Source organism: Blastococcus sp. SYSU DS0973 (genome assembly GCF_054051055.1).
In genome coordinates this window covers 352,544-378,657 of the sequence record NZ_JBJHAN010000003.1, presented here as the reverse complement: position 1 = coordinate 378,657, position 26,114 = coordinate 352,544, and the positions used below count along the sequence as shown (strand labels likewise).

The 26,114-nt window shown below is 74.3% G+C and carries 27 protein-coding genes; 17 read left to right on the top strand and 10 right to left on the bottom strand.

What is annotated here, in order from left to right; genetic code table 11:
• Nucleotides 1–483: 483 nt before the first annotated feature.
• A complete protein-coding gene (locus ACI791_RS08570) occupies nucleotides 484–1,560 on the top strand; it encodes an SDR family oxidoreductase (RefSeq protein ID WP_456585664.1) in 1,077 nt (358 codons plus the stop codon).
• A 24-nt stretch (nucleotides 1,561–1,584) separates the two neighbouring features.
• On the opposite strand, the gene ACI791_RS08565 is transcribed toward ACI791_RS08570, so the two are convergent.
• The 5 genes from ACI791_RS08565 to ACI791_RS08545 form a co-directional block, all read right to left on the bottom strand.
• Nucleotides 1,585–1,788: a zinc-ribbon domain-containing protein gene (locus ACI791_RS08565; RefSeq protein WP_347057165.1), complete on the bottom strand. Its 204-nt coding sequence runs from the start codon at nucleotides 1,786–1,788 to the stop codon at nucleotides 1,585–1,587.
• A gap of 4 nt (nucleotides 1,789–1,792) precedes the next feature.
• The gene (locus ACI791_RS08560; RefSeq protein WP_456585663.1) at nucleotides 1,793–2,143 is read right to left on the bottom strand and encodes a SpoIIE family protein phosphatase; all 351 of its coding nucleotides are present in this window, start codon (nucleotides 2,141–2,143) and stop codon (nucleotides 1,793–1,795) included.
• A 411-nt stretch (nucleotides 2,144–2,554) separates the two neighbouring features.
• On the bottom strand, nucleotides 2,555–3,802 hold the full coding sequence (locus tag ACI791_RS08555) for an AGE family epimerase/isomerase (RefSeq protein WP_456585662.1): 1,248 nt from the start codon (nucleotides 3,800–3,802) through the stop codon (nucleotides 2,555–2,557).
• Nucleotides 3,786–5,012: a nucleoside/nucleotide kinase family protein gene (locus ACI791_RS08550; protein WP_456585661.1), complete on the bottom strand. Its 1,227-nt coding sequence runs from the start codon at nucleotides 5,010–5,012 to the stop codon at nucleotides 3,786–3,788. The genes ACI791_RS08555 and ACI791_RS08550 overlap by 17 nt, the downstream gene beginning before the upstream one ends.
• Before the next feature lie 194 nt (nucleotides 5,013–5,206).
• Entirely contained in the window at nucleotides 5,207–5,656 is a 450-nt protein-coding gene (locus ACI791_RS08545) for an ATP-binding protein (protein WP_456585660.1), read from the bottom strand.
• A gap of 232 nt (nucleotides 5,657–5,888) precedes the next feature.
• Between ACI791_RS08545 and ACI791_RS08540 the strand changes: the two genes are divergently transcribed.
• The 6 genes from ACI791_RS08540 to ACI791_RS08515 all read left to right on the top strand — a co-directional run bounded on the left by ACI791_RS08540 (nucleotide 5,889) and on the right by ACI791_RS08515 (nucleotide 10,758).
• Nucleotides 5,889–6,809: a diacylglycerol/lipid kinase family protein gene (locus ACI791_RS08540; RefSeq protein WP_456585659.1), complete on the top strand. Its 921-nt coding sequence runs from the start codon at nucleotides 5,889–5,891 to the stop codon at nucleotides 6,807–6,809.
• 58 nt (nucleotides 6,810–6,867) lie between these two features.
• On the top strand, nucleotides 6,868–7,332 hold the full coding sequence (locus tag ACI791_RS08535; RefSeq protein ID WP_456585658.1) for an RNA polymerase sigma factor: 465 nt from the start codon (nucleotides 6,868–6,870) through the stop codon (nucleotides 7,330–7,332).
• Nucleotides 7,333–7,490: 158 nt separating this feature from the next.
• Entirely contained in the window at nucleotides 7,491–7,943 is a 453-nt protein-coding gene (locus ACI791_RS08530; RefSeq protein ID WP_456585657.1) for a PGPGW domain-containing protein, read from the top strand.
• Nucleotides 7,944–8,069: 126 nt separating this feature from the next.
• Nucleotides 8,070–8,774, top strand: a complete 705-nt coding sequence (gene fabG, locus ACI791_RS08525) for a 3-oxoacyl-ACP reductase FabG (protein ID WP_456585656.1) — start codon at nucleotides 8,070–8,072, stop codon at nucleotides 8,772–8,774.
• Entirely contained in the window at nucleotides 8,774–9,550 is a 777-nt protein-coding gene (gene fabI / locus ACI791_RS08520) for an enoyl-ACP reductase FabI (protein ID WP_456585655.1), read from the top strand. Before fabG ends, fabI begins: the two co-directional genes overlap by 1 nt.
• A gap of 38 nt (nucleotides 9,551–9,588) precedes the next feature.
• Nucleotides 9,589–10,758, top strand: a complete 1,170-nt coding sequence (locus ACI791_RS08515; RefSeq protein WP_456585654.1) for a ferrochelatase — start codon at nucleotides 9,589–9,591, stop codon at nucleotides 10,756–10,758.
• Between the two features lie 77 nt (nucleotides 10,759–10,835).
• Here the strand turns inward: ACI791_RS08515 and ACI791_RS08510 are convergent, their stop codons facing one another.
• On the bottom strand, nucleotides 10,836–11,570 hold the full coding sequence (locus ACI791_RS08510; protein WP_456585653.1) for a hypothetical protein: 735 nt from the start codon (nucleotides 11,568–11,570) through the stop codon (nucleotides 10,836–10,838).
• 74 nt (nucleotides 11,571–11,644) lie between these two features.
• On the opposite strand from ACI791_RS08510, the gene ACI791_RS08505 reads away from it, so the two are divergent.
• Nucleotides 11,645–12,082, top strand: coding sequence for an NfeD family protein (locus tag ACI791_RS08505; protein WP_456585652.1), 438 nt, complete (start codon nucleotides 11,645–11,647; stop codon nucleotides 12,080–12,082).
• A gap of 78 nt (nucleotides 12,083–12,160) precedes the next feature.
• Complete coding sequence (locus ACI791_RS08500) at nucleotides 12,161–13,384, top strand: SPFH domain-containing protein (protein ID WP_456585651.1); 1,224 nt, start codon at nucleotides 12,161–12,163, stop codon at nucleotides 13,382–13,384.
• Nucleotides 13,385–13,493: 109 nt separating this feature from the next.
• Here the strand turns inward: ACI791_RS08500 and ACI791_RS08495 are convergent, their stop codons facing one another.
• Together ACI791_RS08495 and ACI791_RS08490 are read right to left on the bottom strand one after the other, a co-directional pair.
• Nucleotides 13,494–14,438, bottom strand: a complete 945-nt coding sequence (locus ACI791_RS08495) for an RNA polymerase sigma factor SigF (protein ID WP_456585650.1) — start codon at nucleotides 14,436–14,438, stop codon at nucleotides 13,494–13,496.
• The gene (locus ACI791_RS08490) at nucleotides 14,435–14,932 is read right to left on the bottom strand and encodes an ATP-binding protein (RefSeq protein ID WP_456585649.1); all 498 of its coding nucleotides are present in this window, start codon (nucleotides 14,930–14,932) and stop codon (nucleotides 14,435–14,437) included. Before ACI791_RS08490 ends, ACI791_RS08495 begins: the two co-directional genes overlap by 4 nt.
• A gap of 222 nt (nucleotides 14,933–15,154) precedes the next feature.
• Between ACI791_RS08490 and ACI791_RS08485 the strand changes: the two genes are divergently transcribed.
• Both ACI791_RS08485 and ACI791_RS08480 read left to right on the top strand, forming a co-directional pair.
• The gene (locus ACI791_RS08485; RefSeq protein WP_456585648.1) at nucleotides 15,155–16,972 is read left to right on the top strand and encodes a SpoIIE family protein phosphatase; all 1,818 of its coding nucleotides are present in this window, start codon (nucleotides 15,155–15,157) and stop codon (nucleotides 16,970–16,972) included.
• Nucleotides 16,973–17,030: 58 nt separating this feature from the next.
• Nucleotides 17,031–18,041 carry a DNA topoisomerase IB gene (locus tag ACI791_RS08480; protein ID WP_456585647.1) on the top strand — a complete coding sequence of 337 codons (1,011 nt, stop codon included), beginning with the start codon at nucleotides 17,031–17,033 and terminating at the stop codon, nucleotides 18,039–18,041.
• Nucleotides 18,042–18,140: 99 nt separating this feature from the next.
• On the opposite strand, the gene ACI791_RS08475 is transcribed toward ACI791_RS08480, so the two are convergent.
• The gene (locus ACI791_RS08475) at nucleotides 18,141–18,539 is read right to left on the bottom strand and encodes an STAS domain-containing protein (RefSeq protein WP_347057147.1); all 399 of its coding nucleotides are present in this window, start codon (nucleotides 18,537–18,539) and stop codon (nucleotides 18,141–18,143) included.
• A 262-nt stretch (nucleotides 18,540–18,801) separates the two neighbouring features.
• Nucleotides 18,802–19,242, bottom strand: a complete 441-nt coding sequence (locus ACI791_RS08470) for a hypothetical protein (protein WP_456585646.1) — start codon at nucleotides 19,240–19,242, stop codon at nucleotides 18,802–18,804.
• 186 nt (nucleotides 19,243–19,428) lie between these two features.
• Here ACI791_RS08470 and ACI791_RS08465 point away from each other — a divergent pair, with 186 nt between their 5' ends.
• The 6 genes from ACI791_RS08465 (at nucleotide 19,429) to purU (ending at nucleotide 25,947) form a co-directional block, all read left to right on the top strand.
• Nucleotides 19,429–20,016: a DUF1360 domain-containing protein gene (locus tag ACI791_RS08465; RefSeq protein WP_456585645.1), complete on the top strand. Its 588-nt coding sequence runs from the start codon at nucleotides 19,429–19,431 to the stop codon at nucleotides 20,014–20,016.
• Between the two features lie 138 nt (nucleotides 20,017–20,154).
• Nucleotides 20,155–21,198 (top strand): non-homologous end joining protein Ku, encoded by a 1,044-nt coding sequence (gene ku, locus ACI791_RS08460; RefSeq protein ID WP_456585644.1) that lies wholly within the window; start codon nucleotides 20,155–20,157, stop codon nucleotides 21,196–21,198.
• A 1-nt stretch (nucleotide 21,199) separates the two neighbouring features.
• Complete coding sequence (gene ligD / locus ACI791_RS08455; RefSeq protein WP_456585643.1) at nucleotides 21,200–22,699, top strand: non-homologous end-joining DNA ligase; 1,500 nt, start codon at nucleotides 21,200–21,202, stop codon at nucleotides 22,697–22,699.
• Nucleotides 22,696–23,628, top strand: coding sequence for a non-homologous end-joining DNA ligase (gene ligD / locus ACI791_RS08450; protein ID WP_456585642.1), 933 nt, complete (start codon nucleotides 22,696–22,698; stop codon nucleotides 23,626–23,628). Before ligD (ACI791_RS08455) ends, ligD (ACI791_RS08450) begins: the two co-directional genes overlap by 4 nt.
• A gap of 729 nt (nucleotides 23,629–24,357) precedes the next feature.
• Nucleotides 24,358–24,654, top strand: a complete 297-nt coding sequence (locus ACI791_RS08445; protein ID WP_456585641.1) for a hypothetical protein — start codon at nucleotides 24,358–24,360, stop codon at nucleotides 24,652–24,654.
• Between the two features lie 411 nt (nucleotides 24,655–25,065).
• Entirely contained in the window at nucleotides 25,066–25,947 is an 882-nt protein-coding gene (gene purU / locus ACI791_RS08440) for a formyltetrahydrofolate deformylase (protein WP_456585640.1), read from the top strand.
• Nucleotides 25,948–26,114 lie beyond the last annotated feature (167 nt).

The window sequence follows — 26,114 nt, the reverse complement described above, 5'->3', positions numbered from 1 at the left end:
TCATGCAGTGGATTGGTGCTCTCGTTTAAATACGCCGCATGGGGTTTCTTGGGCGCGCTGCAGCCAGCATACCCCACCGGGGGGGCGCCCGGGGGCGGGCCCCCTCGACGAGGTGGACCGGCGGCCTCCCGGTCCCAGCGCGAGAATCGACGTGGGCGGCCCAGGATGGTGCGTGTCGCCCCGTCGCCGCCGGCGGCGGAGACGTCTACTAGAGCCACTGCCCCGGACCGCCTCCGGCTCGGGATGTCGACGACGTCGAGGACGTCGGGACCGCCGAAGCGGGTCATCCGCACGGCTCGCTCGCAGGTGCAGCCGGGGCTGGTCGGGAGCGGGCGGACCGAGAGCCCGGGACCGGGACGGTGGTCGCAGTCCCGGCCGCCAGGGTTAGCGGCGGCTCCGGGTGGCATGGATGCGGACAGGGCTCCCCGGCGGACCGGGACCGGCGCCGTGGGACGACGACCGAGCGGAACGGACCTGGACACGATGAGCAAGGCGACGACGGACGCGCACGGCAGCGTCCTGGTCACGGGGGCCGGAGGCGTCATCGGGGCGCATGCGGCCGCGGAGTACGCGAGGCGGCCGGGCTGGCGCGTGCGGGGGGTGAGCCGCCGTCGGCCGCGGACCACCCAGTGGGACCACCTCCCGGTCGACCTCGGCGATCCGGATGCTGCGCGTGCCGGCCTGGCGTCCCTCGGGGACGTGACGCACCTCGTCTTTGCCGCCTACACCGAACGCGCCACCGCGCGGGAGGCGTCCGAGGCCAATGTCGCGCTGCTGCGCAACACCCTGGACGGGCTGACGACGGCGGGCGCGCCCCTGGAGCACGTCACGCTGTACCAGGGCGGCAAGGCGTATGGAGCGCACATGGGGTTCTTCAACACCCCCGCCAAGGAGACCGACCCGAGGATCATCCAACCGAATTTCTACTACGACCAGGAGGACCTGCTGCGCGAGGTCGCAGCCGAGCGCGGCCTCCGGCTCACGGTCTTCCGCCCTGAGGGCGTCATCGGCTATGCGGTGGGCAACCCGATGAACCTGCTCATGGTCATCGCCGTCTACGCCGCGATCGCCAAGGAGCTCGGCCAGCCGCTGCGGTTCCCCGGGAGCCTGGCCGCCTACGACGCCCTCTACCAGGTCACCGACGCCGAACTGCTGGCCCGGGCCACGGTCTGGGCCGCGAGCGAACCGCGCGCGGACGGCGAGATCTACAACGTCACCAACGGTGACCAGATCCGCTGGCGGCACCTGTTCCCGGCCTTCGCCCGGCACCTCGGGATGGAGCACGCCGAGCCGCAGCCGGTCCCGCTGGCCGAGGCGATGGCCGACCGGCGGGACGTGTGGGAGCGGCTGGCCGCCCGGCACGGCCTGGTGAGCACGCCCTACGAGGACCTGGTGCGGTGGGAGTTCGGCGAGTTCATCTTCACGTCCGGCTTCGACAACGTCAGTTCGACGATCAAGCTGCGTCAGGCCGGCTTCGCCGACTGCCTCGACACCGAGCACCGCTTCCTGGAGCTCTTCGACCGGCTGGCCGCCGATGGGGTCATCCCGCCGTTCCGGTGATCGCGGCCACGGGAGCAGGAGGGCTCAGACCTCGACGGCGGTGCCGCAGATGCCGCAGACCTCGAGCTGCCGTCGTCCCCACCGGGCCAGCGGCACGAAGAACACGGTGAACTGCCGGAACCGCCGTACCCGCGCCCACTGGGAGGTGTTGCCGCAGCGCGGGCACGTGCGGACCTCCCCCGGGCCCATGTCGCGCTGCTTGCTGCCGAAGCCGAAGAGGAAGAACACGGCGTCAGCGTAGGCAGCCGACCCCGCGACCGCCCGCGGTCGGCGCGCACGACGTTCCCCCGACTCGGAAGGCGAGGAGCGCGGCGTCGTCCTCGGTCCGTCGGTCCACGAGGTCGAGCAGGGCGTCGCACAGCTGCTCGTGATCCCGGCCGGCGAGGTCGGCGACGGTCGACGTCAGCCCGCCCATGCCGTCGTCCAGATCCCTTCCGCGGCTTTCGACGAGGCCGTCGGTGTAGAGGACGGCGCCGGTCCAGCGCGCCCCAGCGCCGCCGGGAGGGCTTCCATCAGCCGGGGTGTGCTCGTCGTCCGACCGGAATCCCTCGTGACTGTCGGGATCGCGGGGCGCAGGGGTCACCAGGTCGCCCCCTCCCGGCAGGCGCCCTGGATTGCTCCACCTCCGCACCCGCCGACGCACGGCGCGGCGACGACGGGCAGCGCTCCACCCGGCCGCCGGGCTCCCAGCCCGGGCACGAAGCCGCCGGGTGCTCGGCGGCGCCGCATGACGGCGTCACGTCGCCACCGCATTGATGCATCTGCCGCGCCGACGAGGTGCCGGTGGTCCAACACGGTGGCCACCGGGGCCGACTTCACCGGCGTCCGGTCGCGACGACGCCGTCCGTGCTGGCACGCCGGAGGACCCGTCGGCCGGCCCGGCCGACCGCCTCACGAACGGTCAGCGGCCCAGGAGCTCACCGATGCGGACCAGGTGGTCGGCGGACGCAAGTTGCTCGGTCTCGGCCGCATCGCTGGCTGAGCCCCGGGCCGCTCAGGCCGGCCGATGCCGTAGCCCGGCGGCCAGCACCGGTGCCAGCGGGAGCTGGGGGAGCAGCGTCGCCTGGTAGGCGTGGTAGACGTCGGGCTTGCCCGTCCAGATGGCCTCGGCGTCGCCCACGGGCAGCTCGTGCACCCAGCTTCCCCGTTCCCGGTCGATGAAACGGGTGGCGGCCTCGTCCCAGAACGTGCGGTACCAGCGCTCGTAGCTCGGGTCGCCGGTGCGCTGGACGAGCGCGGCCGCCGCGCCGATGGCCTCGGTCAGCACCCAGTGCAGCCGGGAGGCGACGACCGGCCGGTCTGCCCAGTCCAGCGTGTAGACGAAGCCGGACTCCCCGTCGGGCGCCCAGCCGACCTCGACGGCGGCGTCGAACAGGCTGCGGGCGTCGGGCAGCAGCCAGTCGGGGGCGTCGGCACCCAGCGCGGCCTCCAGGTGGAGCAGCAGCCGTGACCACTCCAGCCAGTGGCCGGGGGTGGAGCCGTAGGGGCGGAACTTGTCGTTCTTCCGGTCGGCGTTGTAGTCCGGCAGCGGCCGCCAGTCGGTGTCGAAGTGCTCGGGCAGGCGCCAGCCGTTCTCCCGGGCCGCGGTGTGCACCAGCCCCTCCGCGATGCTGGTGGCACGGGTGAGCCACCGGTCGTCGCCGGTCACGGCCGCGACGGTGAGGAAGGCCTCGACCGTGTGCATGTTGCTGTTGGCGCCGCGGTAGGCCTCCAGCTCGGTCCACGTGCGGTTCCAGCTCTCGACCGAGCGGCCCTCGTCGTCCCGCCAGAAGTGCTGCTCCACCACCGCGAGCGCTTCCCGCAGCAGGTCCTCGGCGCCCGGCCGCCCGGCGGCGGTGGCGCTGGCCGCGGCCAGCACGACGAAGGCGTGGTCGTAGGCGGACTTGTCCGTGGCTGCGGGCGCGCCGTCGGCTGTCAGCGAGGAGAACCAGCCGCCGTGCTCGGCGTCCCGGAAGGGTCCGGTCAGGGCGGCCAACCCGGTGTCGACCAGCGGCCCGGCGCCGGGCCGCCCGCGCAGGTGGGCCAGCGCGAAGACGTGCGTCATCCGCGCGGTGATCCACAGCTGCGGGGCCTGCTGCGCGTCGGGACGGCCGTCGTCGTCGAGCCACGCGAAGCCCGTCGTCGCACCACCGGCCGCCTCGGCGAAGGCGAGCAGCCGTTCGCCCTCGCCGTCGAGCCAGGCGCGGTGACTCGGCAGCGACATCCAGGCACCCGATCGCGGGGAGTCACCGGTCGTCGTCATGGGTCCTCCTCGTGGATGGGTCCCCGGGTGGCTCCGGGACGTCGCGGTGGACGACGAGGTCGGCGCGCGACCGCGACGTCTCGACGGTGCGGCCGTTGCGCCCGTCGACGGTGCGCACCCACGCTTCGGCCGCCTCGGGCTCGTGACCGTAGGACCGCCGCCGGCGGAGCAGGCGCCGCTCGCGCACCTCCGGCGGGACGTCGAGGTACCAGACCTCGTCCAGGCATGGCCGAACCGCCGACCAGCCGTGCTCGTCGAGGAGCAGGTAGTTCCCCTCGGTGAGCACGAGGGGGGTGTCCGGAGCGACCGGGACGGCGCTGCCGATCGGCTCCTCGAGGGCGCGGTCGAACACCGGTGCGTAGACCGCCACGGGAGGCGGCGTCCGCAACCGGTGGAGCAGGGCGACGTAGCCGTCGACGTCGAAGGTGTCCGGTGCTCCCTTGCGGTCCACGCGCCCGAGGCGCGCCAGTTCCGCGTTGGCGTAGTGGAAGCCGTCCATGCCCACCAGGGCCGCCCGCTCGCCGAGGGCGTCGAGCAGGGCGGCGCAGAGGGTCGACTTCCCCGCGCCAGGAGCGCCGGTGATGCCGAGGATGCGTCGGGCGCCCGGTCGTACGAGGGCAGCTGCCCGGTCGACCAACTGCTCCAGGGTCGCGCGGACGACCGGCGGGGAGCCCACTCCGGGCGGGGCCTGCTCGTGCACCGTCCACGTCCTCTCGGTCCGCCTGCCGCTGCGGCGCGGGGCAGACGCAGCGGGCACGGAGGACGGTAGAGGCGGAGCGACATGGGAGCCACCGTGGTTGGTCACCGGCGGTCTCCTCGACGCCGGTCGTCTGCGCCGCGCTTGGCCCTGGTACATCGCCGCATCGGCGCGGGCGATGAGCGCCGCAGCCGTGTCGGCGTCCCGGGGGAAGAGCGCCGTGCCTGAGCTCGCGGTGAGCCGGAGCGCGGTGCCGGCCAGCTCGAGCGGCTCGTCCAGGAGCAGGGCCTGGCGCTTGACGTGGCGGGTCATCGAGGCGAGTAGCGGCACGCTGGTGCGCCGTGGCTCCGAGCCGGCGGCGAGGACGTCGTACGGGCCCTCGGCCGGCACGACCGCGCCGGAGCGCTCCGCGTCGGCACGGACGGCGCTGATCACCGCGGCCGCCTGCCGGTCCGGGTGCCCGCGGACCAGGGCGAGGTCCAGCTTGATCACGTCCGGGCGCCGGAACATCATGAGCGCGAGACCCCACCGCCACCAGGGCGCCGTCGTGCAGGTCGACGATCTGCTGGAACAGCGATCGCACAGCGTGCCTCTGGCGCACCGGCGGAATCTTGGAACCGGGTGTCCCACGTGCGCATCCAGCCGGCGCGGCGTCGTGGAGCGCCGGTTCTCGCCGCGGCGGTGCCCGCGCGCAGGTGGCGGTGGGGTCAGGCCGTGGGGCCGAGCGCCGCCCAGACGTGCTTGCGGGCGCCGACGACCGCCCAGCCGAACGCCGAGGACAGCCGGGCGATCAGGTGCAGCCCCAGCCCGCCGAAGGCCGGGTCCCGGTCGACGGCCGGAACGGGTGGCCGGTCGGGTCGCGCGTCGCTGACGTCGACGAGCCAGCCGTCGTCACAGCTGTAGACGCGCACCCGGACGGCGGCGCCGCTGTGCCGCAGGCCGTTGGAGGCCAGCTCCTCGAAGGCGAGCAGCAGCCGGTCGACGTCGTCGCCGTCGGCGCCCTGCGGCAGCGGCGTAGTGGCGAGCCCACGGCGGAGGTCGTTGCGGGCGGAGGTCAGCTCGGCGGGGCGGGCAATGGCCCACGTCCAGGTGCCGTTGGCGTCGGTGACGGTGGGCAGCGGTCGTTGCGCCCAGGTCTCGGGCCGGTCGGTGCTCATCGCTCCCCACGGTGTTCGGCGGGGTCTGCGTCCGGTGCGAGGTGGGCCGGGTGGCCGAGGGTGTGCTGCGAGCCCGCTGTTCCCCACGGTAACGCCGGTCGCCGGGTCGGGCACGCGCCCAGCCCGGATCGTGACCCGGCGGCCGTGGCCCGGGCGGGTGACACGGGTAGCGGTGCCCGAGGATCGTCGGCGGACACTGCGCTGTCCACGTTCGCTGCGCCCAGGAGGACGCGTGCCCGACACCCCCGACCTGCTCCTGGTCGTCAACCGGTCCGCCGGGACGGCCGCCGACGACGCGGTCGAGGCGGCGCTGATCGAGCTGCGGTCGGGAGCCGACGTCGCCGTGGCCGCGACCTCCGACGCCGCGGAGCTGGACGACGCGCTGGGCGACCACCCCGGCCGCCGGGTGGTCGTGCTCGGCGGTGACGGCTCGGTGCACGCCGTGGTCGCCGCCCTCGACCGGGCCGGTCGCCTGACGCCGGTCGAGCCGGTCGGCATCATCGCCCGAGGCACCGGCAACGACCTCGCCCGCGCCCTGGGGCTGCCCCTCGACCCGGTCGAGGGGGCCGCCGCGGTGCTGGCCGGCTCACCACGGCCCCTGGACCTGGTCCGGGACGACGACGGCGGCATCGTCGTCAACGCCGTCCACGCCGGCGTCGGTGCCGAGGCCGCGGCCGAGGCCGTCCGCCTCAAGGGCCGGCTCGGTGCATCCGCCTACCCCATCGGCGCCGCGATCGCCGGGATGTCCGGCTCCGGATGGCAGCTGTGCGTGGAGATCGACGGCCGGGTCGCCACGCACGACGCGGAGGGCTGGACGGCCGACGGCACGACCGGACTGCTCATGATCGGGATCTGCAACGGCCCGACCATCGGCGGCGGCACCCCGCTGGCCCCGGCGGCGCGTCCGGACGACGGCTGGCTCGACGTCGTGGTCAGCGCCGCGACCGGCCCCGTCGCCCGGGTCGCCTTCGGCGCCGCTCTGACCGGCGGCCGGCACGGGGACCGCGCCGACGTGCTCGTGACCCGGGGCCGCGAGGTGCGCGTCTCCGGCAGAGCGGTCGCCGTCGACGCCGACGGCGAGCTCGAGGAGGTCGCCGTCGCCCGGACGTGGCGGGTGCAGCCCGCCGCCTGGTCGGTGCTGGCGCCCGCGTAGTCCCCGACGGACGGTGGCCGCCCTGTGACGATCCGTCCGAGCCGGACATGTACCGGATGTGTTCGCGACCCAGGGGCCGCCACCCAAGACCAGCCCGCCAGGGGGCGGCGACCTCTTCGAGCAGGCGTGCCGCAGCGCGGGCACCTCCGTGCTGGGCTACGCCCTGCGGCGGTGCGGTTCGCGCGAGGACGCGTTCGACGTCGTCGCCGAGACCTTCGCGACGGCCTGGCGGCGCCGGGCCGATCTCCCGCCGGACCCCGGCGAGGCCCGCCCCTGGCTGTTCGGCATCGCCCGGCACTGTCTGGCCAACTCCCTTCCCGGCACCGACCGGGCCGGCCGGCTCGGGCAGCGCCTGGCGGCGGCGTTCGAGCCCGGCGCCGTGCCCGATCCCGCCGTCCTGCACGAGCAGTCCGAGGACGCCGGGCGCGTGCGGGCAGCCCTCCATCCGGCGCGCGCACCACCCGTCGCGCGCGCCGTCCCCGGCGGACGATCGTGGGAACTGCGGGTGCGGTCGTGCTGGTGATCGCCGCGGCGTGGACCACCGCCATCGTCGTCATCCCCGCTCGTGGGTGTCGACCACGCGCACCTCGCCCGCCGCCGACACGGGCGCCGCGACCGGTCCCGCCGGCTCAAGCGGCCGGTGACGGGCATGGAAACGGTTCGGTGGGGCACAACCGAGTGGTGAAGACCGCCGCCATCGCCGTCCTCGGTTCCCTGCTCACCCTCTCCGGCGTCGCGCTGCTCGTGCTGCCCGGCCCGGGCTTCGTCCTCGTCGCGGCGGGGCTGGCGGTACTGGCCACCCGCTTCCCGTGGGCCAAGAAGCCGCTGGACTACGCGAAGGAGAAGGCGCAGGAGGGGGTGGAGGAGGTCGGCCGGAACCCGTGGCGGGCGGCCGGCGCCGTGCTCGCGGCCCTCGTCCTGGTCGCCCTCGGGGGAGTCACGCTGGCCGGGGTCGACCTGCCGTTCGTCAACGCGTTCACCGCGGTGGTGCTCATCCTCTCCGGCTTGTTCCTCCTCGGCACCGTCGTCTTCGCCCGCCACGAGGACAAGGCGGAGCAGGCCCGGGCGCACCGCCCGGCCGGGACGCCGCAGGGCGGCGGCGCCTACCGCGCCGCGCGGCCGACGGCGGACTGAGGGCGGGCGACCGGCGGTCGGCACGGCACCCGGCGATCCGGCCTACCGGCGGGTAGGGGGTGTGACCTGCGACCAAGGGATAGGTTCGGACCGGAACACCGGGTCGTCGGCGCAGGGGAGTGGCACGTGGGCAGGTCGGTGCTGGTGACCGGCGGCAACCGGGGGATCGGGCTGGCCATCGCCCGCTCCTTCGCCGAGCAGGGCGACTCGGTCGCGGTGACGCACCGCGGCAGCGGCGCTCCCGACGGCCTGTTCGGCGTGCGGTGCGACGTCACCAGCGCCGAGGACGTCGACCGCGCGTTCGGGGAGGTGGAGGCGCACCAGGGGCCGGTGGAGGTGCTGGTCAGCAACGCCGGCATCACCCGCGACGGCCTGCTCATGCGGATGAAGGAAGAGGACTTCACCGACGTCGTCGACGCGAACCTGACCGCCGCCTACCGGGTGGCCAAGCGGGCGACGGCGAAGATGGTGCGGGCCCGCTCGGGTCGGATGGTCTTCGTCTCGTCGGTCGTGGGGCTGCTCGGCTCGGCCGGTCAGGCCAACTACGCGGCCAGCAAGTCGGGCCTCGTCGGCCTGGCCCGCTCGATCGCCCGCGAGCTCGGCAGCCGCAACATCACGGCCAACGTGGTGGCGCCCGGGTTCGTGACCACCGACATGACCGCGGAGCTGCCGGAGGCCCGGCAGAAGGAGATCCTGGGGCAGGTGCCGCTGGGCCGGTACGCCGACGCCGACGAGATCGCCGGCGTCGTGCGCTTCCTGGCCTCCGACGCGGCGGCGTACATCACCGGGGCGGTCGTCCCGGTCGACGGCGGACTGGGAATGGGGCACTGATGAGCGGCGGCATCCTCGAGGGCAAGAAGGTCCTCGTCACCGGCGTGCTGACCGAGGCGTCGATCGCCTTCGCGACCGCGCGCATCGCCCAGGAGCAGGGCGCGACCGTCGTCCTGTCCAACTTCGGGCGAGCGCTGTCGCTGTGCCAGCGGATCGCCAAGCGGCTGCCGCAGGAGGCGGCGGTGGTCGAGCTGGACGTCACCGACGACGAGCACCTGGCGACGCTCGCCGACCGGCTCCGCGAGCAGGGCTTCGACTCACTCGACGGCGTCGTCCACTCGATCGGCTTCGCGCCGCAGGAGGCGATGGGGGAGGGCTTCCCCGAGGTCGCCTGGCAGCACGCCGCCACCGCGTTCCAGGTCTCGTCCTGGTCGTACGCCTCCCTCACCCAGGCCTGCCGACCGCTGCTGGCCAACCCGTCCTCCGTCGTCGGCCTCACCTTCGACGCGACCGTCGCCTGGCCGGTCTACGGCTGGATGGGCGCGGCCAAGGCCGCGCTGGAGTCCGTCAGCCGCTACGTGGCCCGCGAGCTCGGCTCCGAGGGCGTGCGTTCGAACATCGTGGCCGCCGGCCCGCTGCGCAGCATGGCCATGAAGTCCATCCCCGGCAGCAAGCAGTTCGAGGAGGCCTGGGAGGGTCGCGCGCCGCTGGGCTGGTCGGTCACCGACACCGAGCCCGCGGGCAAGGCCGTCGTCGCGTTGCTCTCGGACTGGTTCCCCGCCACCACCGGCGAGATCGTCCACGTCGACGGGGGCTTCCACGCGGTCGGTGTGTGAGTGCACCCGGCGACGCCCCGCGAGAAGGAAGAACCCACGTGCCCCGCGCAATCGTCGACATCACCCCTGCCGGTCAGCGGCCCGACGAGGACCCCTCGCTCGCTGTCCGCAACAACGGCGGCGTCGCGCCGTCGGCCGAGCCCGCCCCGCCCGGCCGGCGGGAGGCGCTGCTGCTCCTGTCGTTCGGCGGCCCGGAGGGCCATGACGACGTCATGCCCTTCCTCGAGAACGTCACCCGGGGCCGCGGCATCCCGCGCGAGCGGCTCGAGGAGGTCGCCGAGCACTACCACCACTTCGGTGGCATCAGCCCGATCAACGACCAGAACAAGGCACTGATCGCGGCTCTGGAGGCCGAACTCCGCTCGGCCGGGATCGACCTGCCGGTCTACTGGGGCAACCGGAACTGGGCGCCCTACGTCGAGGACGTGTGGCAGCAGATGACCGACGACGGCATCCAGCACGTCTACGTGCTGGCGACGTCGGCCTACGCCTCCTTCTCCGGCTGCCGGCAGTACCACGAGGACATCGCGCGGGCCCGGACGGCGCTGACCGGGGACGCCGCCACGCCGGGCGGGCCCACCGCGGAGAAGCTGCCGCACTACTTCGACGCGGACGGCTTCGTGCGGGCCAACGCCGACGCGCTCGCCGCGGCGCTGGCCGAGCTGCCCGACGGCGTGCGGCACACCGCCCGCCTGGTCGCGACGGCGCACAGCATCCCCGACACGATGGCCGCCGTCGCCGGGCCGGAGGGGCATGCCTACGAGGCGGAGCTGATGACCGCCGCCGGGCAGGTGGTCGAGCTCGCCGCCCCGGGCCGGCCGTTCGACCTGGTCTGGCAGAGCCGCAGCGGCCCGCCGTCGGTGCCGTGGCTGGAGCCGGACGTCAACGACCACCTGAAGGCACTGGCCGAGGCGGGGGAGAAGGCCGTGGTCCTCTTCCCGGTGGGTTTCGTCAGCGACCACCTCGAGGTGATCTGGGACCTCGACAACGAGGCGAAGGAGACCGCCGACGAGCTCGGTCTGGCCTTCGCCCGCGCCGCCACCGCCGGCACCCACCCGGCGTTCGTGACGGCGCTGCGGGAGCTGCTCGAGGAACGCCGGGCCGGTGGGCAGCCGCGCCTGGGTACCGACTGCCCGGCGTCCTGCTGCTATGTCCGACGTCGGCCTCCGGCCGACACCGCGACCAACGGCCGTCCCCCCGTGGGCTGAGCCCTTGCTCCGTGCCTGCGCGGGACCCTCCGGGCCCACTCGGCCCGAGTCGCCCGAGGGCGACGTTCCCTCCTCAGCTACCTCGGAACGGAGTTGTAGGCGGCGGTGACCGCCTCGCGCACTGCGTCGGACAGCGGGCGCAACGCCGTGTCACGGGCGGTCGCCTGCGCCTGGTTGACCGCCGCTCCGGGGGCGTCGGTCGACGCGAGGTCGAGCACGGCCGCCAACCGCTGGGCCCGCCCCAGCACCGACAGCGCCAGCGGGTCGTGGTCGGACGGCAGGCCGGGGGCCGGCTTCGGGCGGGCCAGCTCGGCCAGCAGCGCGGGCACCTCGGGGTGCCAGCGGGCGAGGTCCAGGCCGGCCAGGGTGCGCGCCGCGTCGCCGACGGCGAGGTCCAGCGCGCCCGACGCCGCGCGCAGCGTGCCCTCGGCCGGTGGGGGCGGGAGCGCCGCGCCGTCCAGCGGGAACGCCGTCCAGGTGACCACCTCGGGGCCCGGCCGCGGCACGAGGGCCACCCGGTCGCCGACGGCGGCCTGACCGGCCTCCAGCGCCACCGGGGCCAGCCCGGGCACCGCGGGCAGCCCGCGGACGTCGCCGGGCACCGGCAACACCAGCCGCAGCCGCCGCTCGCCGAGCCCCCGCAGCGCCGTCAGCGCCGCACCGAGCGGCACTGCCCCCACCTTGCCGGGCATGCCCGTCACCAGGTGGGCGTGCGCGCCGGTCAGCGACTCCAGCGCCTCGTCGTAGGAGGTGCGTCCGGACAGCCAGGCGGTGGACCAGACCGCGAGGCGGCCGGCGGGGAAGTCGTGCACCGACCGAGGCTACGACGGCGCGGCGGGGCCGCCGGACCCCGACCCGGGCGCCCCCGCTCTGCCAGACTCCGACCATGGCTGCCTGGCTGCTCTGGCTGATCGGTGCGGGACTGCTCGCGATCGGTGAGGTGCTCACCCTCGACCTCGTGCTGCTCATGCTGGCCGGCGGAGCCGTCGGCGGGATGACGGTCGCGCTGCTCGGCGGGGCCGCGGTGCTGCAGGTCGTCACCTTCATCGTCGTCTCCGCGGTGCTGCTGGTGCTGGTCCGGCCGCTGGCGAAGAAGCAGCTCACCGACCGGACGCCGCTGCAGCTCGACGGCGTCGACACGATCATCGGGAAGACGGCGAAGGTCACCCAGGACGTCGACGTGTCCGGCGGCCGGATCCGCCTCGGCGCCGACGAGTGGTCCGCCCGCAGCCAGCACAGCGGGGAGTCCTTCGCCGCCGGCGAGACGGTGCGCATCCTGCAGGTGGACGGCGCGACGGCGGTCGTCGGCGACGCGCTGGAGTGATGCCCGTCCACAGGGTGCTGACGTGGACGTACCCGGCGGGGGAGGATCGAGGCTGACCCCCGACGAAGGGAGCCAGCCGTGGACGCGGCCCTCATCGCACTGCTCGTGATCGCCGTCCTGGTGATCGTCGTGATCGCCAAGAGCGTGACCATCGTTCCGCAGGCTCAGGCCAAGGTCGTCGAACGGCTGGGCCGGTACAGCCGGACGCTGTCGCCCGGCCTGTCGCTCCTGGTGCCCTTCATCGACCGCGTGCGCGCCACGATCGACCTGCGCGAGCAGGTCATCTCCTTCCCCCCGCAGCCGGTCATCACCGCCGACAACCTGCAGGTCGGCATCGACACCGTCGTCTACTTCCAGGTCACCGATCCGCGGCTGGCGGTGTACGGCATCGCCAACTACATCACCGGCATGGAGCAGCTCACGACGACGACCCTGCGCAACGTCGTCGGTGGGCTGAACCTCGAGGGCGCCCTGACCGGCCGGGACGGCATCAACAGCCAGCTGCGCTCCGTGCTCGACGGCACGACCGGGCCCTGGGGCCTGCGCGTGGCCCGGGTCGAGATCAAGGCCATCGACCCGCCGCTGTCCATCCAGGACTCGATGGAGAAGCAGATGCGCGCCGACCGCGACAAGCGCGCGATCATCCTCACCGCCGAGGGCCAGCGGCAGGCGGCGATCACCTCCGCCGAGGGCGAGAAGGCCGCCGCGATCCTGTCGGCGGAGGGCAAGAAGCAGTCCGCGATCCTCGAGGCGGAGGCCGAGCGGCAGAGCCGGATCCTGCGTGCCGAGGGTGAGCGCGCCGCCCTCTACCTGCAGGCGCAGGGCCAGGCGAAGTCCATCGAGACGGTCTTCCAGGCCATCCACGACGGCAAGCCCGACCAGGGGCTGCTGGCCTACCAGTACCTGCAGACGCTGCCGAAGATCGCGCAGGGCGACGCCAACAAGATGTGGATCGTGCCCAGTGAGTTCAGCAAGGCGCTGGAGGGGCTGGCCAACCTCGGCGGCGCCGAGGGCGGCACGTCGTGGATGGACGTCGACCCGGAGAAGGGCGCCGGCGACGGCTCCCGCCCGGCCGGCGGCGGCCTGGACACCAGCAGCTGGTTCGAGTCCCACCTGCCGGCCGCGGCCGACCAGCCGGAGGCCCGCATCGAGCTGTCCAGCATCACCGACTCGGCGCCGGCCGTCCCGACCCCGCCCCCGTTGTCCGAGGTCACCGCCGACGTGCGGGACAGCGGCCCGGCGGCCGATCCCGCGGTCCGCGAGCAGTTCAGCGCGACCGAGGAGGGCGACGCGCCGCGCTGACAGGTGGACCGGTCGGGACCCGAGGGCTCCCGACCGGGACACGGGCAGCGGCTCGTGCCCGGCCGGGAACGGCTCTTGGCCGCGGCGCGGTCCGGAGGACCGCAGTCTTTCAGTCCTTGAGCAGGCCCTCGCGCAACTTGGCCAGCGTCTGGCTGAGCAGCCGCGACACGTGCATCTGCGAGATGCCGATGTCGGCGGCGATCTGCGACTGCGTCATGTTCCCGAAGAACCGCAGGATCAGGATGCGTCGCTCGCGGGCCGGGATGGTGGCCAGCAGCGGCTGCAGCGACTCGCGGTACTCCACGCCCTCCAGCGCGGCATCCTCCTCGCCCAGCGTCGCGGCCAGGGTCGGGGAGTCGTCCTCACCGGAGAGCCGCTCGTCGAGGGAGCTGCTGCGGTAGGCGTTGGCCACGGCCAGGCCCTCGAGCACCTCGGCGCGCGGGATGCCCAGGTGCTCGGCCAGCTCCGAGGGGGTCGGTGCGCGACCGTTCTTCTGGGCCAGCTCGCCGACGGCGGCGTTCAGCGACAGGTGCAGCTCCTGCAGCCGCCGCGGCACCCGCACCGACCAGCCCTGGTCGCGGAAGTGCCGCTTGATCTCGCCGGTGATCGTCGGCACCGCGAACGAGAGGAACTCGACTCCGCGGGTCGGGTCGAACCGGTCGATCGCAGCGATCAGGCCGAGCGTGCCGACCTGCAGCAGGTCGTCGAACGGCTCGCCGCGGTTGCTGAAGCGGCGGGCGAAGTGCCGCACGAGCGGCAGGTGCTCCTCGACGAGGATCTCCCGCAGCCGCTCCCGGCGTGGGTCGTCCTTCTCCAGGGTCGCCAGCTCGGCGAACAGCGGGGCGGTCCGCTCGGCTCGCTTCCGGTTCTCCGACAGCGGCGGAGCATCGGGCTCGGGGGCGGGCGCCGCCTCGGCCACCGGTTCCGCCGGCGTTTCGACCGCGGGCTCCTCCGGGGTGTCGACGGGCGCCTCGGCGGCGGGGTCGACCGGGGTGCCCTCCGCGGCGTTCAGCGGCTCCTCCTCGCGGGAGTCGGTGGCAGCCGACCGGCTCACCGGGCCACCGTGAGGTTCTGCCCCGGACCGCCGTCCATCCCGGTCGGACGATGACCAGGGAGGTACTTCTCCAGCGAGATGACGGCGACCGGGGCTCCGGAACCGTTCCCGCCGGGCATCTCGCCCTCGGTGGACCGGCGGCCCTCGACCGCGTCCACCAGGGCGGCGAGCACCGCCCAGCCGAACCCGTCGGTGGGCACCTCGGTGCCGTCGGCGGTCGGCACCCAGGCGTCGATGTGCAGCCCGGCGCGGGTGGTCTCGAAGACGACGGTCAGCGGGGCGCCGCCCAGGGCGACGGTCGTCAGGGTCGCGCAGGCCTCGTCCACGGCGAGCCGGAGGTCCTCCACCGCGTCGAGGTCGTAGTCCATCCGCATCGCCAGGTCACCGGCCATCGCCCGTACCGCCGGCAGCTGGGTCGCTGTGGTGGGCACCCGCAGCTCCAGCCGCTCCGCGCGTCGTCCGTCCTGCGCGAGGGTGCCCCTCGAGTCGACCATCCGTCGTCCGCTCCTTCGTTGCCGGCGCGCTCGACCCTCGAGTCGCGGCGGTCTCATCCTGTCGGGCGGCCCGGCCACCGGTGCGGTCGGGCCGGACCCGGTCGGTGCACGAGGGGCTCTGCTACCCCCGCGACGTGGCTGGAAAACGTGGTGGTCGCCACGTCTTCCACCGTCCGTGTACGCGGTTGCCGCCACCGGGACCCTGTTGTTTCCTGGCCCGAGATGAGCGCCAGTTCAGGCAGTCTGCCACCCGCACCCGACGGCTCCCCGGACGAGGGGTCCGCCGTGCTGCTCGCTGCCCTGGAGGCGGCGTCCGATGCCGTCTTCTGCCTGGCCGCCGACGGCTCCGGCCCGCTGTGGGCCAACGCCCGAGCCCGGGGGATGGACGCCGCGCGCAACGGCCTGCCGGAGATCGCCGGCAGGCCGCTGGCCGACCTGGTCGACGTCGCGGTACGGAGCGGTCACGCCGAGACGCTGCACGGCACGCTGGGGGACGGCGGTCCGGTGGCGACGGCGACCGTGCGGCCGATGACCGTCGCCGGCGGGCCGGGCGCCCTCGTCGTCGTGGAGGCGCCGGCCGGTGACGACGTGCACCCTGCGCAGCGGTCGCTGCTCCCACCGTCGCTGCCGATGCTGCCCGACGTCGGCCTGTCCGGCAGCTACCACCGCGCCACCGACCTGTCCGCGGCCGGCGGTGACTGGTACGACGCCGTGCCGCTGGGCAAGGGGCGGGTGGCCCTCGTCGTGGGGGATGCCGTCGGCCACGGCGTGCCCGCCGCCGGCGCGATGAGCCGGCTGCGGGGCGCCATGCGCTCCACGGTGCTGCGGGATCCGGAGCCGGCGAGCGTGCTGGCCGCCCTGGACGCCTTCGCCGCCGAGATGGACGACGTAGAGGGCACGTCGGTCTTCTACGGGGTCCTAGATGCCGCGACCGGACGGCTGGTGTACAGCGCCGCCGGTCACCCGGCGCCCCTGGTCGTGCACGCCGACGGCCGCAGCTCCTTCCTCGACGTGACGCCGCGGCCGCCGCTGGGCAGCCTCCCCGGTGCGCCGGCGCCGGTGCACGAGGACGTGCTGCGCCACGGGGCCACGTTGGTGCTGTTCTCCAACGGCGCGGTCGCCGGTGCCGAGCAGCCGGCGGAGGCGCTCGAGCACCTGGGGCAGGCCGCCCGCGGGGTACTGGCCGAGCCCGGCGCCCTCGACGTGTCGGCGGTGGCGGGGCTCGCCGGCGCCATCGCCGAAGGGGCACGGCGGCCGGATGGCTGGCTGGACGACGTCGCCGTCCTGGTGGCCCACCGGCGGGCCACCACGCAGGAGGCGCTGCGGCTGGACCTGCTCGCCGTCCCCTCGGCGCTGCCGGGGGTGCGCCGTCGGCTCAACGCGTGGCTCACCGGGCTGGGCATGGGGGAGCAGGACCGGGTCGGCGTCATGGTCGCGGTCGGCGAGGCCTGCGCGAACGCGGCCGAGCACGCCTACCGGGGCACCGAGCCGGGGCCGATGTCGGTGACCGCGCAGGTCGACGTCGACGGCGTCCTCACCGTCACCGTGCACGACGAGGGCACCTGGCGGCCGCCCGACCGCGACCCCGGCGACCGCGGTCGGGGCTTGCTGATCATGCGGCAGCTCGTCGACGGCGTGACGCTGGAGGAAGACCACGGGACGACGGTGACCCTCAGCTTCCGGCTGCGCCGAACCCCTGACGAGAGCCTCGACGAGCACCGGTTCCCCGACAACGCCGACGTGGTCGTCGACCGCGACGGCGAGCGTCCCGTGGTCCGGGCGCGCGGGGCCGTCGACACCGCGGCCGCCGAGCAGTTGAGGATCAGGATGCTGGAGGCCAGCCACGGCGGCGCGACGCCGATGGAGCTGGACCTCGCCGGCGTCGGGCTCTTCAGCAGCGCTGCCGTCCGCGTGGTGCTCGCGATGGCGCGCATCGCCCGGGACGAGTCCTGGCGCCTGGTCGTGCACGCGCCGGAAGGTGGGGTCACCCGTCACGTGCTGGAGATAAGCGGGCTGGACGGGCTGGTCGAGCTGCGCTGAGGCGTGACTCTCCGTCCCGGGGGGTTTGCGGAACGGCTGCGGTGCTCATGCACCGCCCGTGAGACTGCGGCGCAGCGACGTGCACGGTCCGGGCTACCGGCGCCGGCGGGCAGGGCGGGCCTTCGCCTACTACGACACCGACGGCGAGCTGATCAAGGACGATCGCCTGGAGCGGATCCGGGCGCTGGCCGTCCCACCGGCCTGGAAGGACGTCTGGATCTGCCCGTGGCCCAACGGCCACATCCAGGCCACCGGGGTCGACGCGGCCGGCCGGCGGCAGTACCGCTACCACGACGCCTGGCGGGCCCGGCGCGACGCCGAGAAGCACGAGCGGGTGCTGGAGATCGCCCAGCAGCTGCCCGACGTCCGTGACGCGGTGACCTCGGCGCTGCGGACGCGTGGCCTGAACCGGGAGCGGGTGCTGGCCACGGCGGTGCGGCTGCTCGACCTGGGCGCCTTCCGGGTGGGCAGCGAGCAGTACGCCGAGGAGAACGGCACCTACGGGCTGGCGACCCTGCGCCGCGAGCACGTGCGGGTGCGTGGTGAGCGGACGTTCTTCTCCTACACCGCGAAGGGCGGCATCGAGCGCGAGATCGAGTTGACCGACCGTCCCACCGCCACCGTCGTCCGTCAGCTGCTGGAACGGCCCGAGGGCACCGGGGAGGAGCTGCTGGCCTACCTCACCGACGACGGGGAGTGGCGCGACGTCACCAGCGACGAGATCAACGCCTACCTCAAGGAAATCAGCGGCGCGGAGATCACGGCCAAGGACTTCCGCACCTGGAACGCCACCGTGATGATGGCCGCGACCCTCGCCGAGGGGCCGCCACCGGCGACGAAGACCGCCCGCAAGAAGGTCATCAGCGCGGCGTACAAGGCGGTCTCGGAGCAGCTGGGGAACACCCCGGCCGTCTGCAAGGCCAGTTACGTCGACCCTCGGGTGATCGACCGGTTCGAGCACGGCGAGACCGTGGCCGACGCGCTGCGGGCGGCGGGCGAGGCCGAGGCCGACCGGGACGCGCAGCGCACGCTGGAGCGGGCGGTCTGCGCGATGCTCTCGGCCCAGTGACGCCGACGGCCCCGCTCCGACGAGGAGCGGGGCCGTTCCGCGGCCCCCTGCAGGGACCCGCCGCGAGCTAGTGAGCGGCGGGGGGCAGGGGGTCCTTCTTCAGCGCGCGGGGCTGTCGGCGATCGTGAAGAGGTCGATCAGGCCCGTCACCTCGAGCGGCCGGGTGACGGCGCGGGTCGTGGCGATCAGCCGGAGGGCGACCTCACGGCTGCGGGCGGACTTCTGCGTCTCCACGAGCACGGCCAGGCCGGCGGAGCCCAGGAACTGGACACCGGACAGGTCGATCACCAGCTCACGTGGCTGCTGCTCGAGCTGGCTGTCCAGGGTCGAGCGGAGCACGGGTGCGGTGAAGGTGTCCACCTCGCCGACGACCGTCACCGTGACCGCGCCGTCGCTGTCGGTGGAGGTCGACAGCGTGATCACGTCGTCGAAGGGTGCCTCGGTGCCCTCGGTCGACACGTTGGGCTGCCCCTCGGCAGGCAAGTCGGAAGTGGTCACGGACAGTTGCTCCTCTCGGCGGCACCCGGACGGCTGCCCGCCCGGACAATCTACCGCTGGTGCGCCCCGGGGACTCGTCGTCCTCGGTGCGCCGGTGGTCGAACGTGGTGCGTGCCGGACCACCGGTCCGGCACGTGCGGCTGACTGCTGAACCGCTGACCCAACGTAGACAACCTGCCGGGCGCACGCCAACCCACCCCCCGGGACACGCCCGAGGGGGTGGCAGCGGGGGGTGGGTCGGCGGCGCCGAAGCGGGCGGCGCTCAGCCGTCGATGACGTGGACCGCGCTCTCCTCCGGGCCCTCGCCACCGATCGGCACGTCGGCGGTGGCCTCGACGTCGTCGGCCGTGCGGTTGGTGCCGGAGTCGCTCTCGGGCGTGGTGGACGTGTCCTGCTCGAGCTGGGCGTCGGCACGCTGCGGGTCCTCGGCCGGTCGCACGTCCGGGACGTCGTCGGGGATCTCCCGCTCGAGCCGGCCGGTGAGCGACTCACCCTCGGACTGCTCGAAGGCGGTCGTCCCGAAGTCGACCGTCGCCGTCGCGCTCTCGTTCGGCATCGGCTCGAACTGGGGGTCCTCCGCGCGCGCCTGGGTCGGGTTGTCGTCCTGCGCCACCTCGGGGATGCCGTCGTCCGCGGGGAAGATGTCCCGGGCGGTCTGCCCCTCGGTCTGGGTCGTGCCGTCGTAGGTGCCGGGGTCAGTCATCGGGGCCTCCGTTCGTCGGCGGGCGTGCCCGCGTTCGTCGCCCCTCAGGGGGCCGTGAGCCGGTCGGGGGACCGGCGTCGGACCACCGCCCTACCCGGCGCGTGCGCGGGCATGCGCCGGTGTGCGTCGGCGCACTCCCGCGCCGCCGGCGGCATGGCCGCCGCGCGGCTGGGGTAGCCGGGGGCCATGGCGATCGCAGACGAGGTGCAGCGGGCCGGCGCACCGATCTTCCGGTGGGCGCGGACCCAGAAGCGCGAGTACACGAACGGGGAGGCCCGGCCGCTGGGCAGTGACCTGGGTGCCATGGGCGTGTACGGCAGCCTCGTGGCCGCGGGTGCGGTGGCGCTGCGTGCCTCCGGGCGGGAGCTGCCGGAGCGGATCCCGTTCGGCGACGCCGCCCTGCTCACCATCGCGACGTTCCGGCTCGCCCGTCGGCTGGCCAAGGACCCGGTGACCGCGCCGATCCGCGCGCCCTTCACTTCGTTCCAGGGCCCCTCGGGCCACGCGGAGGTCGCGGAGGAGGTGCGGGAGCACGGCGGGGTGAAGCACGCCGTCGGCGAGCTGCTCACCTGCCCCTTCTGCCTCGCGCAGTGGGTGGGGACGGCGTTCGTCTTCGGCTACGTCTCCGCGCCCCGCGCGACCCGGCTGGCGGCGCTCACCATGGCCACCGTCGCCGGCTCGGACGTCCTGCAGTTCGTGTACGACGCGATCCAGAACGGCGCGCTGGCACCGGCCGGGAACGAGGACGAGGGCGAGGACCAGGCGCCGTCCTGACCGGACACCGTCCTCCGTGAGGGGGAGGAGGCGCGTCGTTCGCGCTGCCGCGGGTGCGACTCCGCGCCTATCGTGTGATCTTGACCCGGCTCCGGGTCCGGGACCGCCCGGGGAACCGGGTGCGAGGGAGGGGTCGGCATGCGATCGATCTGGCGGGGCGCCGTGTCGTTCGGCCTGGTCAGCATCGGCGTGAAGCTGTACTCCGCCACGGAGGACAAGGACATCCGCTTTCACCAGGTGCACGCCGTCGACGGCGGCCGGGTGAAGTACAAGCGGGTCTGCTCCATCGACGGCGAAGAGGTCGAGTACCGCGACATCGCCAAGGGTTACGAGCTGCCCAGCGGCGAGGTCGTGATCCTCACCGACGAGGACTTCGAGGAGCTCCCGCTCTCCACCCGCCGCGAGATCGAGGTCCTCGAGTTCGTCGCGCAGGACGAGATCGACCCGATCATGTTCGAGAAGACCTACTACCTGGAGCCCGACGGCCCGGCCGCGCGCCCGTACGTTCTCCTGCGCGACGCGCTCGAGAACGCAGGGCAGGTGGCGATCACCAAGATCGCGATCCGCCAGCGCGAGTCGCTGGCCGCGCTCCGGGTCCGGAACGGCGTCCTGGTGCTGCACACGATGCGCTGGCCCGACGAGATCCGCCGCCCGGACTTCGCCTTTCTCGACGAGGACATCTCCGTCCGGCCGCAGGAGCTGAAGATGGCCGAGGCGCTCATCGGCTCCATGACCGCGGAGTTCGACGCCACCGAGTTCACCGACGACTACCGCGAGGCCATGACCGCGCTGCTCGAGGCCAAGCAGAGCGGTGGCGAGGTCGCCGCGCCGGTGGAGACCCCCGACGACGGCGCCGCGGTCGTCGACCTGATGAGTGCGCTGCGGCGCAGCGTCGAGCGGGCCCGCGGCGGAGCAGCTGCCGACGACCCCGCCGCCGGTGGGACCGGCGGCGGCGCCGCGGAGGACGACGCGACCCCCGCGACGACGAAGGCCCCCGCCAAGCGGGCGCCGGCGAAGAAGGCGGCGGCCACGAAGGCTCCGGCGAAGAAGGCCGCCGCGGCGAAGAGCACGCCGGCGAGAAGCACGGCGGCGAAGAAGACCACGGCGAAGAAGACGACGGCGGCGACGAAGACCACGGGCGCCGACAAGCCGCCGGCCAAGCGCGCCCGCCGCAGCGCCTGACGTGCCCGCCCGCCCCGGCGGCCGGCGCGACGACCCGCTGGCCGAGTACCGCGCCGAGCGGGACCCGGCCCGCACCGCCGAGCCGGTCCCGCCCGCCGGGCAGCCGCTGCCCGCGGGCAGGGACGACACCTTCGTCGTCCACGAGCACCACACGCCCCGGGGCCGGGCCGGGGAGCGGGTGCACTGGGACCTGCGGCTGGAGCGGGGCGGCGTCCTGAAGAGCTGGGCGGTGCCCGAGGGTCCGCCGCTGGAACCGGGCGCGAACCGGCTGGCCGTCCCGACCGAGGACCACCCGCTGGAGTACGCCTCCTGCGCCGGCACCATCGCCGCCGGCGAGTGCGGCGGCGGGGAGGTGGCCATCTGGGACCTCGGCCGCTACGCCACCGAGAAGTGGGACGAGCGGCACGTCATCGTGACGTTCGACGGCCGCCGAATCACCGGCCGCTACGTGCTCTTCCCGGTGGACGACGGCGCCTGGAACCTGCGGAAGCTGGACGACGCACCTCCGGTGGGGAACCGGACGCCCGCGGCGCGATCCATGCCGCCGCCGGCGCCGCTGCCGATGCTGGCCACCGCCGGTCAGCTCCCCGCGGTCGCGGAGGACGGCGCCTGGGGCTACGAGTTCAAGTGGGACGGCGTACGGGCGGTCGCGACCGTGCGGGCCGGCGTGCCGACGCTGTCCTCGCGCAAGGGCACCGACATCACCGTCCGGTACCCGGAGGTCAGGAGGCTGCCCGGCGCGCTGGCCGGTCGCGACGCGGTCCTCGACGGCGAGGTCGTGATGATGGACGCCGCGGGCCGCCCGGACTTCGGGGCCCTGCAGAACCGGATGCACCGAACCGGGCCCGAGGTCCCGCGGCTGGCGGCGGCCGCGCCGGTCACGTACCTGGTCTTCGACCTGCTCGAGCTCGACGGGGAGGACCTGCGGCCCCGGCCCTACGCCGAGCGCCGAAACCTGCTCGACGAGCTCGCGCCGGCCGGGCACCGGTGGGTGCTGACGCCGTGGTTCCGCGGTGGTGGCGCCGACGTGCAGGCGGCCAGCGAGGAGAGCGGCCTGGAGGGCGTCGTCGCGAAGCGGCTGGACTCGCCCTACCGCGAGGGGGTCCGCAGCCCCGACTGGCGGAAGGTCAAGAACTTCTACACGCAGGCGGTCGTCGTCGGCGGCTGGCGACCCGGCCAGGGCCGCCGCGCGGGGTCCATCGGCTCGCTGCTGGTCGGGGTGCCCGACGACGAAGGCCGACTGGTCTACGTCGGGCACGTCGGCACCGGGTTCAGCGACCAGGATCTGCGCCACCTGCAGCGCACCCTCACCTCGCGCAGCGCGCCGCCGTTCGACGGCGCCCTGCCGCGCGAGGTGACCCGGGACGCGCACTGGGTCGAGCCGGACCTCGTGGGTGAGGTCGCCTACGCGGTGTGGACGGCGGACGGGCGGCTGCGGCACCCGTCGTGGCGCGGCGTGCGGGACGACCTGGAGCCCGACGACGTGGTGCGGGAACCGTGAGCCCGGCCAAGCAGCGGGTGGAGATCGCCGGGCGGCAGCTGGCGGTGAGCAACCTGGAGAAGGTGCTGTTCCCCGAGCTGGGGTTCACCAAGGCGCAGGTCATCGACTACTACGTCCGCATCGCGCCGGTGCTGCTGCCGCACCTGGCCGGCCGGCCGGTGACCTTCACCCGGTGGCCCGATGGCGTGGAGGGGCAGGCGTTCTTCGAGAAGAACAGCGCTCGGCACGCGCCCGAGTGGGTGCGCCGGGTGACGCTGCCGAGCCCCGGCAGCTCGACGGGCCGGGAGACGCTCGACATGGTCGTCCTGGAGCACGTCCCCGACCTGGCCTGGGCGGCGAACCTCGCGGCGCTGGAGCTGCACGTGCCCCAGTGGCAGGTGGACGACGACGGCGCGGCCCGGCTGCCCGACCTGCTGGTGCTCGACCTCGACCCCGGCCCGGACACCGGCATCGCCGAGTGCTGCCAGGTCGCCGAGCGGCTCGGGCAGCGGCTGGAGGCCGACGGCCTGGATCCGGTCGTCAAGACGTCGGGCTCCAAGGGGATGCAGGTGTACGCGCCGATCCTGCCGCCGACCGACCGCGAGCACCCCAGCCGCTACGCCAAGAAGCTGGCGCAGGAGCTCTCCACCGAGACGCCCGACGACGTCGTCTGGCGCATGGAGAAGGCGTTGCGCCCGGGCAAGGTGCTCATCGACTGGAGCCAGAACAACCCGGCCAAGACGACGGTCGCGCCGTACTCGCTGCGGGCGCGGGCCGGGGCCATGGTGTCCACCCCGATCGGCTGGGACGAGGTCGACGCCGTGCGCGAGGGCTCCCTCGACCCGGCGGCGCTCCGGTTCACCACCGCGGACGTGCTCGCCCGGGTCGAGGAGTACGGCGACCTGTTCGACGTGGCCGGCGCCATCCGTGCTCCGCTGCCCGAGGTCTGAGGTTCCCCCTGAGCGCCCCGCACGCTCCCGCACACCGCCCGCCGCCTGAGGCGCCGGAACTGTCGCACCTCGAACTATGTTCGGGTCATGCCGGTGGCCGATCTGGAGCGCTCCCCCGTGGAGGGCGTGCTGGTGGGCTGGGCGCTGAAGCGGTCGCCGTCGGTGGATCGTCTACCGGTGGGTGTGCTGACCGCCGCCGAGGTCGCGGCGGAGCTGGAGCGGGTGCAGGCGCGCAAGGCGATGGATGCCGCTTATGAAGCGGAGCTGGTCGTGGCGCTGGCGGGGTACCGGCCTGACGTCGACGATCCGCCGCCCGGGGCATCCCGGGGCGCGCCGGCGGGGGAGCGGGTCGCCGGTGCCCGGGGCATCGGAGTTCCTGCCCGACGAGCTGGCGGCGGCGCTGAAGTGCTCCCGGTCCTTCGCCGGCGGGGTGCTGGCCGACGCCCACCAGCTGGTGGACCGGATGCCGGCGGTGTGGCGGGCGTGCGGTGCCGGGGAGCTGGACTGGTTCCGGGCGCGGGTGTTCGCCGACGTGCTGGGTGCGGCCTCTGACGAAGTGGTGGCTGTGGTGGTGCCGGCGCTGCTGCCGGTGGCGGCGGGGTCGTCCTCGGGGCGGCTGCGCAGGCGGCTCGTGGCAGCGGCGATCGGTGCGGACGAGTCCTTCGCCGAACAGCGCCGCCGGCAGGCGGAGCGGCGGGCCGGGTCCGTACCTATGCCACCTTCGACGGGATGTCGCTGTTCGCGAGCGAGCTGCCGTCGTCGGTGGCCGCAGCGATGTGGTCGGTGATCGACCGGGCCGCGCAGCTGGCCCGCACCGCCGGGGACGACCGGCCGATCGGGCTCCTGCGCGCCGAGGCGCACGCCACCCTGGTGCTCGACCCGGGCGGCACCGCCGGTCCGGCGTTCACCGGGCACGTCACCGTGCTCGCCCCGCTCCCGGCACTGGGCCGCCCCCGCGACCACCGGGGCGCGGGCAACCCCTGCCGGCCGCCGGGGCTGCGACGGGCAGTCCGATGTCACGGGTGAGTGCGGTCCGGCCGTGAACGGCATCCCGATCACCTCGGCGCACCTGCGGGAACTGCTGGCCGGGATCGGCGCGCTCGGGCTCCAGGCCCCGCCCGGCGGCAGCCTGGCGGTGGCGATCACCGACGAGCACGGCGCGCTGCTGGCCACCGCCACCCCGACAGAGCTGTCCCGGCTGATCGCCCGCGGCTGCCCCGCCCACGGCGCTCACCGTGACCACGCCCTCGGGGATCACCCGCAGCACTCGCCCACCGGGCCTGCGCGACCCCACGCACCAACCCGCGCTGCCCGCGCCACCGCGGCCGCCACCGGACGACACGCCACCACCGTTCTGAGGACGTCGGCGTGGTGGCCTCAGGGCCAGCCTCGAGCGGCGGCGATGATCATGGCCGGCCGGAATGAGACCATTCGCCCATGTCAGTCGCAGGTCCGCACGATCCCCGCACCACCGACGTCGGGCGGCTGGTCGTCCGCTGCCCCGACCGGCCGGGGATCGTCGCAGTGCTCAGCGGGCTGATGGCCGACGTCGGCGCCAACATCACCGAGTCGCAGCAGCACTCCTCCGACCCCAGCGGCGGCACGTTCACCCTCCGGCTCGAGTTCGTGCTGGCCGGCCTGGCCACGCGCCGTCCCGAGCTCGAGCAGCGGCTGGCCGCGCTGGCGGAGGAGTGGCAGCTGACCTGGAGGCTGGTCGAGGCCGCCCACCGGCCCACCGTGGCCGTCTTCGTGAGCCGGACCGATCACGTGCTGCAGGAGCTGATCTACCGGGTGCGCGCCGGCGACCTGCGCGCCGAGATCGTCGCGGTGATCTCCAACCATCCGGACCTCGAGCCGGTCGCCGCCGCCGCGGGCATCCCGTTCCACCACGTGCCGGTCACCCCGGGCACCAAGGCCGCGGCCGAGGGGCGGGCGCTGGAGCTCGTGGGCGACGTCGACCTGGTGGTGCTGGCCCGATACATGCAGATCGTCTCGCCGGAGTTCTGCGCGCGGTTCCCTGAGCGGCTGATCAACATCCACCACAGCTTCCTGCCGGCGTTCGTGGGCGCCAACCCCTACCAGGCGGCGCACGACCGGGGCGTGAAGCTGATCGGGGCGACCGCGCACTACGTCACCGCCGAGCTGGACGCCGGGCCGATCATTGAGCAGGAGGTCGCCCGGGTCGACCATAGGGCGACGGTCGAGGACATGCGCCGGGTGGGCCGGTACGTCGAGCGGCAGGTGCTGGCCCAGGCGGTGACCTGGCACGTGGAGGACCGCGTCATCGTCGAGGGCGACCGCACGATCGTCTTCGCCTGACCCCACCCCGGCGTCGTGCGCGCAGGCCGCCGGAGACGTCGTCGCCCGCACGGTTCATGGGCAGGACGCCGGGGCTCCGGCGGTTCGTGATCGGCCGGCCGGGGAACCGGGTGACGGAGGGTTCGCGGACGGGCGGTCCGACTCACCCCGCGTGCCGTTGTCTTGAC